11 protein-coding genes and 2 pseudogenes are annotated in these 14,322 nt (G+C 56.5%); 6 read left to right on the top strand and 7 right to left on the bottom strand.

Features of this window, described 5'->3' with window-relative positions; translation table 11 throughout:
- Positions 1-346 precede the first annotated feature (346 nt).
- From FBY04_RS13635 to FBY04_RS13615, 5 genes are all read left to right on the top strand, one after another.
- Positions 347-730 (top strand): tautomerase family protein, encoded by a 384-nt coding sequence (locus tag FBY04_RS13635; protein ID WP_145315565.1) that lies wholly within the window; start codon positions 347-349, stop codon positions 728-730.
- A gap of 29 nt (positions 731-759) precedes the next feature.
- The gene (locus FBY04_RS13630) at positions 760-1,344 is read left to right on the top strand and encodes a TetR/AcrR family transcriptional regulator (RefSeq protein WP_145315524.1); all 585 of its coding nucleotides are present in this window, start codon (positions 760-762) and stop codon (positions 1,342-1,344) included.
- Positions 1,345-1,456: 112 nt separating this feature from the next.
- Positions 1,457-2,440: a 2-hydroxyacid dehydrogenase gene (locus tag FBY04_RS13625; RefSeq protein WP_145315523.1), complete on the top strand. Its 984-nt coding sequence runs from the start codon at positions 1,457-1,459 to the stop codon at positions 2,438-2,440.
- A 143-nt stretch (positions 2,441-2,583) separates the two neighbouring features.
- A complete protein-coding gene (locus FBY04_RS13620) occupies positions 2,584-3,651 on the top strand; it encodes a phosphotransferase family protein (RefSeq protein ID WP_084320871.1) in 1,068 nt (355 codons plus the stop codon).
- Between the two features lie 123 nt (positions 3,652-3,774).
- Entirely contained in the window at positions 3,775-4,542 is a 768-nt protein-coding gene (locus FBY04_RS13615) for an SDR family oxidoreductase (protein ID WP_145315522.1), read from the top strand.
- 140 nt (positions 4,543-4,682) lie between these two features.
- Here the strand turns inward: FBY04_RS13615 and FBY04_RS13610 are convergent, their stop codons facing one another.
- Positions 4,683-5,357 (bottom strand): hypothetical protein, encoded by a 675-nt coding sequence (locus FBY04_RS13610; protein WP_145315521.1) that lies wholly within the window; start codon positions 5,355-5,357, stop codon positions 4,683-4,685.
- A gap of 287 nt (positions 5,358-5,644) precedes the next feature.
- Here FBY04_RS13610 and FBY04_RS13605 point away from each other — a divergent pair.
- Positions 5,645-5,918, top strand: a pseudogene (locus FBY04_RS13605) (SDR family oxidoreductase); the annotation flags it as partial.
- Between the two features lie 143 nt (positions 5,919-6,061).
- On the opposite strand, the gene FBY04_RS13600 reads toward FBY04_RS13605, so the two are convergent.
- The 6 genes and pseudogenes from FBY04_RS13600 to FBY04_RS13575 all read right to left on the bottom strand — a co-directional run bounded on the left by FBY04_RS13600 (position 6,062) and on the right by FBY04_RS13575 (position 13,843).
- Positions 6,062-7,069, bottom strand: a complete 1,008-nt coding sequence (locus FBY04_RS13600) for a hypothetical protein (RefSeq protein ID WP_145315520.1) — start codon at positions 7,067-7,069, stop codon at positions 6,062-6,064.
- A 262-nt stretch (positions 7,070-7,331) separates the two neighbouring features.
- A complete protein-coding gene (locus FBY04_RS13595) occupies positions 7,332-8,354 on the bottom strand; it encodes a hypothetical protein (RefSeq protein WP_145315519.1) in 1,023 nt (340 codons plus the stop codon).
- Between the two features lie 503 nt (positions 8,355-8,857).
- A complete protein-coding gene (locus FBY04_RS13590) occupies positions 8,858-9,094 on the bottom strand; it encodes a DUF1652 domain-containing protein (protein ID WP_084320876.1) in 237 nt (78 codons plus the stop codon).
- A gap of 176 nt (positions 9,095-9,270) precedes the next feature.
- The gene (locus FBY04_RS13585) at positions 9,271-10,767 is read right to left on the bottom strand and encodes a helix-turn-helix transcriptional regulator (RefSeq protein ID WP_145315518.1); all 1,497 of its coding nucleotides are present in this window, start codon (positions 10,765-10,767) and stop codon (positions 9,271-9,273) included.
- A gap of 184 nt (positions 10,768-10,951) precedes the next feature.
- Positions 10,952-12,235 (bottom strand): Zn-dependent hydrolase, encoded by a 1,284-nt coding sequence (locus FBY04_RS13580; protein ID WP_145315517.1) that lies wholly within the window; start codon positions 12,233-12,235, stop codon positions 10,952-10,954.
- A gap of 140 nt (positions 12,236-12,375) precedes the next feature.
- A pseudogene (locus tag FBY04_RS13575) lies at positions 12,376-13,843 on the bottom strand (NCS1 family nucleobase:cation symporter-1).
- Positions 13,844-14,322 lie beyond the last annotated feature (479 nt).

Below are 14,322 nucleotides of genomic sequence, written 5' to 3'. Positions count from 1 at the left end.
TGCTACCCGGTCAGGACGAGTCGGAAAAATCCGACAGGCAGCGCCCTGGCCGAAACAGGGGCGCGATTGTCCGGGATTAATGAGCAGAAGCAAAGACTTAGGTGAGGAATGGTTGTGCGGATCAGTCAATCTGGAGCGAACACAACCTTGTAGGAGCTGGCTTGCTAGCGATGGGGTCGGAAGGACACCGCAGTATCCAAAATCTTTCGCCAGCAAGCCGGCTCCTACAATTTCGAGTGAGCCTCAATCCCGCACAAGCTTTTCATCGCCAAATGCAGACTCGACTTGATAAAGGTTTCCCGTCATGTATTTTGAAGCAATCTTCATTCTGCATGAGGGAAATGCCATGCCACTGGTTCGCATCGATATCAAAAAGCATCAGGACCCCACTCACGCCAAACGCATCGGTCAGCTGGTTTACGCCGCCATGCACAGCGCCATCGGCGTTCCGGAAAACGATAATTTCCAGATCCTCGCCGAACACGACGAGCAGCACTTTATCTTTGATCCGCAATATTTGGGGATCCCTCGCACCGATCAACTGGTGGTGATCCAGATCACCCTGAGCGAAGGCCGAACCGTCGAGCAGAAGAAGCTGCTCTACAAATCCATCGCCGAGAGCCTGAACGCTGAACTGGCGGTGCGACTGGAGGATGTATTCATTAATCTGGTCGAAGTGAAAAAAGAAAACTGGTCGTTCGGCAACGGAATTGCTCAGTACGCCCTCTGATCGCCATCCTCTATCTTTGTGAGCCGCCAATGCCCCGTGTTTCCCGCAAGCAAGCCGAACTCAACCGCGAGATCATCGTCGAGGCGGCCACGCGGCTGTTTCGCGAACGGGGTCTGCACGGCATTAGTGTGATTGATGTCATGCGCGCGGCGGGCCTGACCCATGGCGGCTTCTATGGGCATTTCGAGTCCAGGGAAGCCCTGGCTCAGGAGGCCAGCGGCCGCGCATTCCAGCAATCGGCAGACCGCTGGAAAGACTGGATTGCCGCCAACGAAGACAAGAACGCCGCCCGTCGGGCCTTGATCGGCCCCTACCTGTCGGCCACCAGCCGCGACAATCCGGGCGATAGCTGCCCGGTGGTGGCGTTTGCCGGTGACATTTGCCACGAAGCCGCCGACAGCGGCCTGCGCCAAACCTTCATGGAAGGCCTCGGGTCATTGCTCGACACGTTCACGCCCCTGATGGATACCGGCGACGACGCCCGCGATCGTCAACAGGCGCTGGTGCAATATTCCCTCATGGTCGGCGCACTGACGCTTGCCCGGGCCACCCGGGGCGATGCCTTGTCCGATGAAATTCTGGAGGCCGCGCGCACCTTTCTGACAGCGCGCTAACCTGGCGCTCCTGTTCCGCTATGATCATCTGGCAGTGCTGCGATCTTTAATCGTTGCCCATGCGTTTTGAAGCCAGCAATCTCTAGGGATATTCAAGCCACAGGAGCCCAGCATGCCCGCCACTGTCCTGGTACTGGTCGAAACGATCAATGATTACCTGCCGATTCTCGAACATCAGGGTTTTCACCTGATATTGGCGCCAACCCCCGCCGAACGGGCCGAAGCCATTTCGACCCAAGGTGCGCGTATCGATGCGGTACTGACCCGCGGCCCGCTGGGCCTGTATGCCGATGAAATCGCTGCACTGCCGGCACTGAAGATCATTTGTGTGATTGGTGCCGGTTACGAACAAGTCGACCTGCAGGCCGCTGCCGACCGGGGCATCACGGTCACCAACGGCGCCGGGGTCAACGCCTCTTCTGTCGCCGACCATGCAATGGCGATGCTGCTTTCGATGGTGCGTGACATCCCCCGTTGCGATGCTGCCGTGCGCCGGGGCGAGTGGCCGAAAATCATGCGCCCTTCCCTGGCCGGCAAACGCATGGGCATTCTCGGCCTCGGAGCTGTCGGCATGGCCATCGCCAAACGCGCCGCCAACGGTTTTGACATGACCGTCAGCTACCACAACCGCCAACACCGCAGCGACGTGCCGTACAGCTTCTGCTCGACACCGACCGAACTGGCCCGCGCCTCGGATTTCCTGGTGGTGGCCACGCCCGGCGGGCTCGGCACCCGCAGCTTGATCAATCGATCGGTGCTGGATGCGTTGGGGCCCAACGGATTTCTCGTCAACATCGCCCGGGCCAGCGTGGTGGTGACTGCCGACCTGATCAGCGCTCTGGAGCAACGACGCATTGGTGGCGCGGCGCTGGATGTCTTCGATCATGAACCACAAGTGCCGGATTCCCTGAAATCGCTGAGCAATGTGATTCTCACGCCACACGTCGCAGGCATGTCGCCCGAAGCGACCCAGAGCACCGTCGAACTGGTCGGGCGCAACCTGATGGCGTTTTTTTCCGGTCAGCCGGTGCTCACCCCCGTCAGCCTGCCGACATCGGCATCGGCGACGCCGCCCGAAAATAACGCCGCGCTGTAAGACAATTCAAACAGGTGTATCAAAAGCAATGATTGCCCGGCAACACCCTCACCTATAAGGGCCGTTCGTGGTTGTGGCTGCGGGGTGTGCGCATTAGATTAGCCAATAGTTTCAGGCCTCCAGAATAAGCAGAAGGGATAAGCATGGCGCTTACTGACCAGTCCACCCGTATCCGCACCGGCGAAGAACTCGATGCCAGCCTGATCGATCCGTACCTCAAGGCCCACATTCCGGGCCTCAGCGGTTTGCCGCAGATCAGCCAGTTCCCCGGCGGTGCGTCGAACCTCACTTACTTGCTGGAATACCCCGAACAGGAATTCGTCCTGCGCCGGCCGCCGTTCGGCCACAAGGCGAAATCCGCCCACGACATGGGCCGCGAATTTCGTATCCTCAATCAACTGCGCGATGGTTTTCCGTACTGCCCGAAAGCCTATGTGCACTGCACCGACGAATCGGTGATCGGCGCCGAGTTCTATGTGATGGAACGGGTAAAGGGGATCATCCTGCGCGCCGAACTGCCGCCGGAACTGGGCCTGGATTCGGCGAAAACCGAAGCCTTGTGCAAAAGCTTCATCGACAAGTTCGTCGAGCTGCATCAGGTTGACTACAAGGCTTATGGCCTGGGCGACCTCGGCAAGCCCGAAGGCTATGTGGCACGGCAGATCAAAGGCTGGAGCGACCGCTACGAAAAAGCCCTGACACCGGACGCGCCGCAGTGGGAAACGGTCAAGGCCTGGCTCAACGACAAGATGCCCGCCGATCACCCGACGTCGAGCATCGTCCATAACGACTACCGTTTCGACAACGTGATCCTTGACCCGAACAACCCGATGCAGATCATCGGTGTGCTCGACTGGGAACTCACCACCCTCGGCGACCCGCTGATGGACCTGGGCAACACCCTCGCCTACTGGATCGAAGCCGACGACCCGGCACCGGTGCAACTGATGCGCCGCCAGCCGAGCCACGCACCGGGCATGCTGACCCGCCGCGAATTCGTCGATTACTACGCCCAGCGTTCGGGCATCCAGATCGACAACTTCGACTTCTACTACACCTACGGCCTGTTCCGTCTTGCCGGCATCGTGCAGCAGATCTACTACCGCTTCTTCCATGGTCAGACTCAGGACAAACGCTTTGCGCAGTTCATTCACATGAACAAACTGCTGGAGCAGATGAGCTTGCAGGTCATCCAGAAATCCAGCCTCTGATCCTGATGCGGCTCACTGAAGGAAACTGCAGGAGCGAGCCTGCTCGATCCTGCAAGGGCCCCTATTCGCTTGAGTGAACAGCATCAGCCTCTGATCCAGACCTCCAAAAACAAGGGAAAACCCATGTCCAAGACTCAGTTGTTCGACCTCGACGGCAAGATCGCTTTCGTCTCCGGCGCCAGCCGTGGCATCGGTGAAGCCATCGCCAAACTCCTGGCCCAACAAGGCGCCCATGTGATCGTTTCGAGTCGCAAACTCGAGGGCTGCCAGCACGTCGCCGACGCGATCATCGCCGCCGGCGGCAAAGCCACTGCCGTCGCCTGCCACATCGGTGAAATGGAACAGATCAGCCAGGTCTTCGCCGGCATCCGCGAACAGTTCGGCCGCCTGGACATCCTGGTCAACAACGCCGCGACCAACCCGCAGTTCTGCAACGTGCTCGACACCGACCTCAGCGCCTTCCAGAAAACCGTCGACGTGAACATTCGCGGTTACTTCTTCATGTCGGTCGAAGCCGGCAAGCTGATGCGTGAAAACGGTGGCGGCAGCATCATCAACGTGGCGTCGATCAACGGCATCTCGCCGGGGATCTTCCAGGGCATCTACTCGGTGACCAAGGCTGCCGTGATCAACATGACCAAGGTGTTCGCCAAGGAATGTGCGCAGTTCGGGATTCGTTGTAACGCGTTGCTGCCGGGGCTGACCGACACCAAGTTTGCTTCTGCGCTGGTGAAGAATGAGGCGATCTTGAACACCGCGCTGGCGCAGATCCCGCTCAAGCGTGTGGCGGATCCGAGTGAGATGGCGGGGGCGGTGTTGTATCTGGCCAGTGACGCTTCCAGCTACACCACCGGTGTTTCGCTGAATGTGGATGGCGGGTTCTTGTCCTGAGTCGCTTTATCGGATGAACAAGAAAGGCAGCCTCGGCTGCCTTTTGTCTGAGTAATCGGTGTATTTGTCCCGAATTCGCCTATCGCACTGGCGGAACCCAAAAACGCCTGTGCCAGTCCCGAACGCGAACCCTTGCCCCTCTAAGGCCAGGGCCACTCTCTTACATTTATCAGCAACTTCACCGATAAATCTCCATCAGGAAGCTCTGCTACCGCCTCGAATGTGCGCGGACCGGTTGTGGTGTACAGGAAGACATCTCCCTGAACAATCCCTTGCCCACTGGTTATTCTTTTGAAGGGTTCTTTTTCAGGCCTGTAAAGAGTCACGCGAACATTGTTGAGAGGAGTGCCATCTGAACGCTTTAGCCTTAAATTAACGCCCGACCAACCGTTAACACGAATATTGACGACTTCAGGAGGAAGAGGTGCGTCCTGGCCTGTTGATTCATACCAGAACCTGAAAGAAGGCTCGTTTTTTTTCACTTCACAGGGAACCTCCAAAACAGTAACCACGTCCCGGCTATAAACAAGAAGTGTGATAGCGCCAGGTGAACCTCCAGGAAAAGTCACCCGTGAAGTAAATTTGCCAGCGTCCCTTTCAATATCTACCCCCCACGCCGGATCTGCGTATGGTTTCAGGTCACCATGATTGACCACCTCGAAGCGCAGCGTCTGCAAACTCTCCTCTGGGATCTCTACTTCTATCTTGTTTGTCTGATCGGGATACATCACACCGCTTGAACCCGGAACCCATTCGACTCCATTGATCAGTACATTTGCTTTTTCCCAAGAGGGGCTCGAATTAACCATGGCCAAATATTTCTCCGCTTCAGTTCGTCGATACATTGCTTGCTTTACATTGATATGAAAAAGCTGAAAACTTAATTATCGAGACAAAAACAAAGCTTGTAACTGTCACAAGTGACAGCTGGACTAGAACATATTGCGATAACCAGGCTAACAACCAGATGCACTCCACCGAAGCAAGCTGAACATTCTTTTGTATCGACTTGCTTTCAGTTCTGGAACTATTGCTTGTCATCAAGGATCGTCATAACCCGATAACACTCGCCATATTTTCCGGAACATCAACTTGGCGACAAAAGGTCGCAACAATCAATATGACCAAAGTGACTGCCGAAATATGCGCAGTTCGGGATTCGTTGTAACGCATTGCTGCCGGGGCTGACCGACACCAAGTTTGCTTCGGCGCTGGTGAAGAATGAGGCGATCTTGAACACCGCGCTGGCGCAGATCCCGCTCAAGCGTGTGGCGGATCCGAGTGAGATGGCGGGGGCAGTTTTGTATCTGGCGAGTGATGCATCCAGCTACACCACCGGTGTTTCGCTGAATGTGGATGGCGGGTTCTTGTCCTGATTCAGCTACGCAATATGTAAGCGTCGCCCGCGGCAGTTTCACCACGGGCAAGCTCTTAACGCTTTAACACTTACGCACAGCCTCATAGGCAATTAATCCAATTTTACAGACTTGTATTGCTAGACAACTATCTATTTGCACAATCAAAAGTCCAGATTGAAGCTCAGTGTAATAGTGGAGAATTTTTCAAACGTTGCAGTCATTGTAAAAGCCCCCCTCTGATTGGCAGCATTATCATTGACGAATACCTTCCAAACAGTACCTAAATCCTGAGTACCGGCCGGCGTAAATCGCATGCCTCCGGGGGCATCCCTTAAAATACTCAGCGTATGTTTCGTAACGGGCGTTCCTTGCGGCCGACGAAATTCGAGATCCAGCCATTGACCCAGTGGGGGATACAACGTTGCGCCTGGCTGCCGCTCTCGCCCCATGAACCAAACAGTGACTGTAGCTGGAGCGCCAATCTTTAACTGGTTCTTCGCAGTTATCAGTTCAGACTCGTTGCTTTCTGTCGAAGCCTTCAAATTGAACGTACCCTGCTTCCCGGAAGCAGCGGTAAACCGCCATTCATTGGTGGTTGGCTGACCCAGAGGGGGCACACTATTAAAATCACTTGGAGCAAGGCCTGCATCAGGCACAACGTTAAGCTTCAGCGGAGTCCCCGCCATTGCAGAGTCGTTCCAGGATACGGTGATTGGGTACGTTTCACCTGCGTTGAACGTTGCTCCGCCAGGTGGCAGTGCAACGCCGCGCACCAACATCTTCAACTCATTTCCCAGATTGCTTGAGATCACCACGCTGTCAATCACCGCCGGTAATGCCACATCCGTGGTATATACAACTAATTGCACTGCGCCACTTCGGTTGTTCTCTGTCTTGATGATCCAGTTGAAACTGCCATCATCGTCAGGATAAACAGGGTGGCCAAGAGACGGATCCGACTCGACGTTTAAATTCTCGTTATTGTCCCCCACACCAAGGCGCAGCGTTTTCACGCCCCCCGACTCAAACTTGATGCTCAGTTTGTTCTCCTGCTCTCGGAGCAAAATGTTCCTCTTGTCTGTTTTGATCTCCAGACCGTTCAGGAAGAACTTTGCCTGGCTCCAGTCGGGTAGTGTCGTGGCCACTGCGGATTTGTTTGGGTGGGTCATTGCTTCATCTCGATTATCGGTGGTGGCAATGGAGAAAACTGATCACTTGACTATCGAGAAAAAAAACACTTGCGGTAACTGTCAATAGTGACAGTTTAACTAGATCAAATCGCGATAAATAATTACTAAAAGGAATAACGTTTACCCATGGGACGCATCGCCGGCAAGCCAGGTTCCCGCTATTCACACTACTGAACAGGTATCAGCCAGAAGCCGCCTACTTTGGTCAACTGGCATATCAGGCTGATCTGTAACTGCAGCATCATGTAGCGTCCGTCTCCTGCTCCTTGACAACAACATCAACCCACACCTCCGTTTCACTCGTTGTGTGGTCCGGTAAAGTTGCAATTGCAGAGTACTTTAACAATTTGGGTTGAGGGTGTATGAACAACCCGATTTGCAGGTATCCACTGGAGTTGGTATGACCGGTGATGAGAGGAGTTCCATCTTGGGAACACGCTACAGGAATTTCAGCCAAAGGAGTGCCTACTGAGTTTCTGAGCCTTACAGCCACTGTAAACGGATAACCGACCAACACCTTGACCTTCTCGGGAGGCAAAGGTGCAGGCAGGCCAAAAGCATCGAATTTTAAAGTGAAGTCTGCATACGGCAGCAATCGGTTAATCGGCGATTCCATTTTAGCCATGCCATTTTCCGTGGATAGGCGCAATTTGAACGCACCCATCTTCATACCCCCCTTGAAGCCCCACGCACGCGTTGGTGTTGGCTGGCCCAAGGGCGGCATGCTGGTAAAGTCATCTGCCCCCACACCCGATACGGGCACTACCTCCAGTTTCAGGCTTGCGTGGGCCATTTCTGGATCCGTCCAACTCGCGGTGATGCGGTACTCTCGGTTCCCGTTGAAATTCCTCCCACCTGGTGGAATCTCATCGCCATTCACCAAAACCTTAAGCTCGTTGGCGAGATCGTCTGACATCACCAAACATTCAACCGGCCGAGGCGCTACCTGATCGGCACTATAAAGAACCAGTTCGACAAGACCACTTTTGCTGCTGTCGTCCGGGGTAAGCTTCCATTTGAATGGTTCCCGGACTGGGGTCTCGAAGTCCGGAGATGCCTTGAAGGTCAGGTTTCCACTACCCGAACCGAGTCGTAACTCCTTCGCAAATCCCGGCAGAGCCTCCAGTTCCAGTACGTTTTCACGCCCTCGATCAATAAAGACGGGATCGCCCCACTTCACCACCACGCCATTTATCCGCAACGTGGTTTCATCCCAAGAAGAGCTCTTGTAAATGGCTTTGTCGGCGTTAACTTTAATGGTCATGGCATCCTCTCGATAATCACGGTGGCAACAAGAAAACTGACCACTCGACTATGAAGAAAATGCTCGCACGAAGGAACTGTCATAAATGACAGCTCCTCTAGATCAAATCGCGATAAAAATCCGAACTACCGTGACAGCACGAGACTACTGAGTGACGCAACGAGTCGCAGTAGTCTCCCGCGTCACCTGCCCCTCCTCCGCCCGCACATCACCCAGCACGTCGGTTTTTTCAGACGTTTCACAGGTGCGCTGAGGAATCGGAGGCGGTGCGGCGGGCGGTGGAGGTGGCGGGCTTGCGCAACCGCCAATCAGGGCTGCGCAGAAGGCGAGCGATAACGGTGTAGAAACGCGTTTCCCAAGACTGTTCATTAGGCTGACCTGCAAAAAATGATGTGCTCATTTTTTGTGACAACAAAACTACGCTGGAAAGTCCACGATCCGGCCACAGAAAAAACAATGTGTTCTTCCCGCTGATCTGTCAGTCATTTCCTGAGTATGGGAGCTCATTGATGCAGGGTGTTGCATTCGAGTTCGTAGCGCAGCTCTTCAACCAGTGCCTGCACGGCATCCGGGGTGCGGAGCGCGGTTACGCTCAACCCGCTGACCACCAGATCCACCTGCCCCGACACCGGGTGATAGAGCTTTACCGTCAACGAATGGTCCCCCGTGAGTGTGCACTCACAGGCCAGCGGCGAAAAACTGCGTTCCAGTTGCAGGCGTAATTGCGCCAGAGAAATCATTGCAATTCACCTTGGCGGCGGCGCATCAAGCAGTGCGCTTTGAACGTAACCATGTGACGGTTCCTTTTCATGTATCGAAGGGTTCGCGAAGACTCGTATCGCACCCTTGCAGCCTAAGAACCGCCGTGCCCGATCAGAACATCCATTTGCACTGCCTCAACTAGTGCATTTGCACCTTAACGCTGCCCCTTGGGTCGTCTCTCGCCGGAGAACAATCCGCGCTCGCGCGCCCAGACGATGGCCTCGCTGCGACTGTGAACATCGAGCTTGGAATAAACCGTCGACACGTGATTACGGACGGTGTTGGGGGCCAGTTTCAGGCGCGCGGCGATTTCCTTGTCGGCGAGGCCTTCGCAGATCAGGCCAAGCACATCGCGCTCCCGGGCCGTCAGATCAGTGAAGGACACACTGGGCAATTTTGGCGAGTTGACCCTTTTCACATTGGCGAGTTTTTCGATCAGCGTACGGCTGAACCAGGACGCGTCTTTCATTACCTCTTCAATCGCCGCCACCAATTCCAGCTCGGTGCGTTTGCGCTCGGTGATGTTCATCAGCACCAGCAGGTAGCAGGGGTTGTCCTGAATGTTCACGGTGTCAGCGGAAATCGCGCACTCGATCAGGTCACTGTCTTTCTTGCGTACGCTGACATCGATGCGATCCAGCGTTCCGGTTTTCTCCAGCGTCGCGAACAACCGTACGCGGGCGCTCTTGTCGTGGATGAAATCGATTTCGGCGATGGTCTTGCCGAGCACTTCTTCACTGGGATAGCTGAGCGTTTCGAGAAACGCCTCATTGACGTCCAGCACCACCTGATCACTGGCGTTGCACACCAGGATCGGCACGGGCGTCAGGCGAAACGCTTTGGCGAACCGTTCTTCACTCTGACGCAGCGCCACTTCGGCCTTGTGCCGGGGATCCATATCGACGAAGGAAAACAACATGCAGTCTTCATCGTGAAGCTCAAGGGGTTGCCCGGCGACGATCACTTGCTTGCTACCGCCCTCGGCCACTTTCAGCTCGGCCTGCATCTGGGGAATGGTGGCGTGCTCGCGCAAGCGCTCGATCGCCAGGTCTTTCTTTTCCGCGCCCTCGAGGATGTCCAGCTCATAGGTCGAAACGCCGATGACCTGATCGCGGGTGTAGCCGGTCATTTCCAGAAAACCTGCATTGACCTTGATATAGCGCAGATCGCTTAGGCGACAGATCACCGCCGGGGCCGGGTTGGCGTTGAAGGTCTTTTCGAAGCGCTGCTCGGCGCTGGCCCACTCGGTGACGTCATCCATGATCAGCACCAGCGACTCCGGTTTACCGCCGCTGTCGGCCAGGACCATGCTGCGCACGTTGTGGACCCAGGTACGCTCTTCATCGTCGAGCTGAGTCACTTCCACCAGCACATCACTGAATGTTTCACCACGCGCCACGCGGTTGATCGGGTAGTTGTCGGCGGCGACCGGATGGTGATTGCGGTAGCGCAAGGCGAAGCGCTTGGCGTACTCCCGGGCATTGGCGCCCAGGTCGCTGATCCGGCTGACACCGTGCATGGTGAGCGCGGCTTCGTTGGCCCAGAGGAGGGTCTGATCGAGCTCCAGCAGGATCACGCCGTCAGACAGGCCGGCGATGATCTGCTGCAACTGACGGCGATTGGTTTCGGTGGTCAGGACGTCCTGGCTCATTGGATCTCCACAATTCTGATCGCGCCAACCTGTGGCGCTCTGTGAAGATTACGACCGCGAGGGATTATGATCGTGCAGAAGGAGCTCAAAAGATCGCAGGCCCCTACGAGGTGCGTACACCCTTAAATTCCGTGGTTGTACGCGATCAATGCAGGAGCTGCCGAAGTCTGCGATCTTTTGATTTTCATGCTGCCAGTTGCCCTCCCGCAATCGCCGCCGACGCCGCCAGCATAGCCCGCAACAACACCGCACACCCTGCCGCCAGATCATCCGGCGCGGCGTTTTCGATTTCGTTGTGGCTGATACCGCCTTCGCACGGTACGAAGATCATTCCGGCCGGGCCGAGTTCGGCGAGGAAGATTGCGTCGTGCCCTGCTCCGCTGACGATGTCCATGTGCGCCAAGCCCAGCCCTTGGGCCGCGCCGCGGACGGCTTCGACGCAGCCTTTGTCGAAATACAGCGGCGGGAAGTCGGCAGTGGGCGTCAATTCGAAGGTCAGGCCGTGTTCTTCGCAGGTGGTTTCGATCACTTCTCGGACTTCGGCGATCATCGAATCCAGGCGTGCCGGTTCCAGATGACGGAAGTCCAGGGTCATGCGCACTTCGCCGGGGATGACGTTGCGCGAGCCGGGATAGGCTTGCAGGCAACCGACGGTGCCGCAGGCGTGAGGTTGATGGCCGAGGGCGGCGCGGTTGACGGCCCCGACGATCACGGCGGCGCCGACCAGTGCGTCCTTGCGCAGGTGCATCGGGGTCGGGCCGGCGTGGGCTTCGACACCGCGCAGTTTCAGGTCGAACCATTTCTGGCCGAGAGCCCCCATCACCACGCCGATGGTTTTGCGTTCGTCCTCAAGGATCGGGCCTTGTTCGATGTGGGCTTCAAAATAGGCGCCGACCGCATGGCCGCTGACCTGACGCGGACCGGCATAGCCAATCGCGTTCAGTGCCTCGCCTACGGTGATGCCTTCGGCGTCGACCTTGGCCAGGGTTTCCTCAAGGGTGAATTTTTCCGCGAACACGCCGGAGCCCATCATGCAGGGGGCGAAACGCGAGCCTTCTTCGTTGGTCCAGACCACCACTTCCAGCGGCGCTTCGGTTTCCACGCCGAGGTCGTTGAGGGTGCGCAGTACCTCGACGCCGGCGAGCACGCCGAAGCAGCCGTCGAACTTGCCGCCGGTGGGTTGGGTGTCAATGTGGCTGCCGGTCATTACCGGTGGCAGGTTCGGGTTGCGGCCGGGGCGGCGGGCGAAGATGTTGCCGACGGCGTCGATGCTGACGGTGCAGCCGGCCTCCTCGCACCACTTGACGAAGATATCGCGGGCCTGACGATCGAGGTCGGTCAGGGCCAGGCGACAGACACCGCCCTTGACGGTGGCGCCGAGCCTGGCCAGGTCCATGAGCGACTGCCACAGGCGGTCGCGGTTGATGTGCTGATGGGTGGATTGCAGAACGTCTGTGGCAGCGTTCATGGTGATCTCCTCAGGCAGTCGTTATAGGTTTTTCAGGCAATGTTTTGGTGTCTTCGAGGCCGCCTTCGCGAGCAAGCCCGCTCCCACAGGGGAACGCATTCCAAATGTGGGAGCGGGCTTGCTCGCGAAGGGGCCATCCGTCACACCGGAGATTTCGCGACTGATGGATTAGGTCGCACCGAGCACAACCCGTAATAAATCACCCCGCCCAGCGCCGAACCAGTGAACCACCCATAGCTGTAAAACCAGCTGAACGCATCGCTGCCCAGCGACAGCAGCGTCAACACCACCGGCACGCCGAATGCGATAAACCCGAACCAGTTCCATGCCGGATACACGTCATCGCGATAAAGCCCGGCCAGGTCCAGTTGCTGTTTCTTGATCAGGAAATAATCCACCACCATGATCCCGGCAATCGGGCCGAGCAGGCTGGAATAACCCAGCAGCCAGTTCGAATAGACCGTTTCCAGGCTCACGTCCGAGACAATCAACCCAAGCTTTTTCAGCAGCTCATGGGCCATCAGCACCAGTCCCACCAGCCCCGTCAGCAACACCGCTTTGGTGCGGTTGATCACCTTCGGCGCGATGTTCTGGAAATCGTTGGTCGGCGAAACAATGTTGGCGGCGGTGTTGGTGGAGAGCGTGGCGATGATGATCAGCGCCATGGCCAGCGCGACCCAGACCGGGCTCTGGATATGGCCGATCAGCGTGACCGGGTCAGACACGGTCACGCCCACCAGTTTCACCGACGCGGCGGTCATCACCACGCCCAGCGAGGCGAACAGGAACATGGTCAGCGGCAGGCCGATGATCTGCCCGACAATCTGGTCCTTCTGGCTTTTGGCGTAGCGGCTGAAGTCCGGGATGTTCAGCGACAACGTGGCCCAGAACCCGACCATCGCGGTCAACCCGGCGGCGAAGTAACTGACCACGCTGGCGCCTTCCGGGCGTTTGGCCGGGATCGCCAGCAGCTCGGTCATCGACACGTTCGGCATGGCCCAGACCAGCAATCCGACACCCACCAGCACCAACAGCGGCGCGGAAAGCGTTTCCAGCCATTTGATCGACTCGGCGCCGCGAATCACCACCCACAGGTTCAGGGCCCAGAACACCATGAAACCGATCACTTCGCCGGTGCCGCCGAGGGATTTCCAGCCCTCGAAGACCGAGCCCAGAAACAGGTGAATCGCCAGCCCGCCAAACATCGTCTGGATGCCAAACCAGCCACACGCCACCAAGGCACGAATCAGGCAGGGAATGTTGGAGCCCAGGATGCCGAATGACGATCGAAGCAATACAGGAAACGGGATGCCGTATTTGGTGCCGGGGAAAGCGTTCAATGTCAGCGGGATCAACACAATGATGTTGGCGAACAGAATCGCTACCAGCGCTTCACCGACCGTCAGGCCGAAATAGGCGGTCAGCACCCCGCCGACAGATCGCCATCCCGACCCACAGCGCGGTGATGTGCCATTTGTTCCAGGTTCGTTCGCGCACCTTGGTCGGTGCCATGTCGTGGTTATAACGGGGACTGTCGAGGACGTCGCTGCCGGCTTCGAGCTCGAACAAGCCGTCGCGCTCGGTCACTTGCGATCTGATCTGTTGCATGGCCGCTCCACTGTTCTTTGAATTATTTTTTGCTCATCGCGGGCTGGCGGCATCAATTAACGTGCCGGGCACCTCGATTGCGCATCGGGCAGTTCCATAAAAACTTTGTAAAGCACTGATGTTTATCAATTTTATTTATATAACTGGTGAGCCCTCGGTGACTTGCCCGTTCCCTCAGGCCAAAGGACTGGCAAGTTGTCCGAAATATCAGGGCTCAATCTGGTGCGTCGATCTTTTTTTCAAAGTTGCGCATCAACCATAGACCATCCTCAAGCGGCTGATTTCACATAAGAAATCTTGACCATTTTTGGAACCTGTCAAGTGCGTCAAAATGGTGAGAGGCCTCACCATTTTGGTGATTAATCGCTTTAGTATTTATATTTCAATGACTTAAATCGGTTATATGCTTATAAAAAATATTCTTGCTGATTCCCTGATCTCATACTAGCTTCTATTCCTGACAGTGCTGACAGGAATGC

The sequence above is a fragment of the Pseudomonas sp. SJZ080 genome, from assembly GCF_007828295.1.
Classification (GTDB): domain Bacteria; phylum Pseudomonadota; class Gammaproteobacteria; order Pseudomonadales; family Pseudomonadaceae; genus Aquipseudomonas; species Aquipseudomonas migulae_A.
Note: the sequence above shows the minus strand (reverse complement) of the source record. Positions and strands in the feature narration are given on the sequence as shown.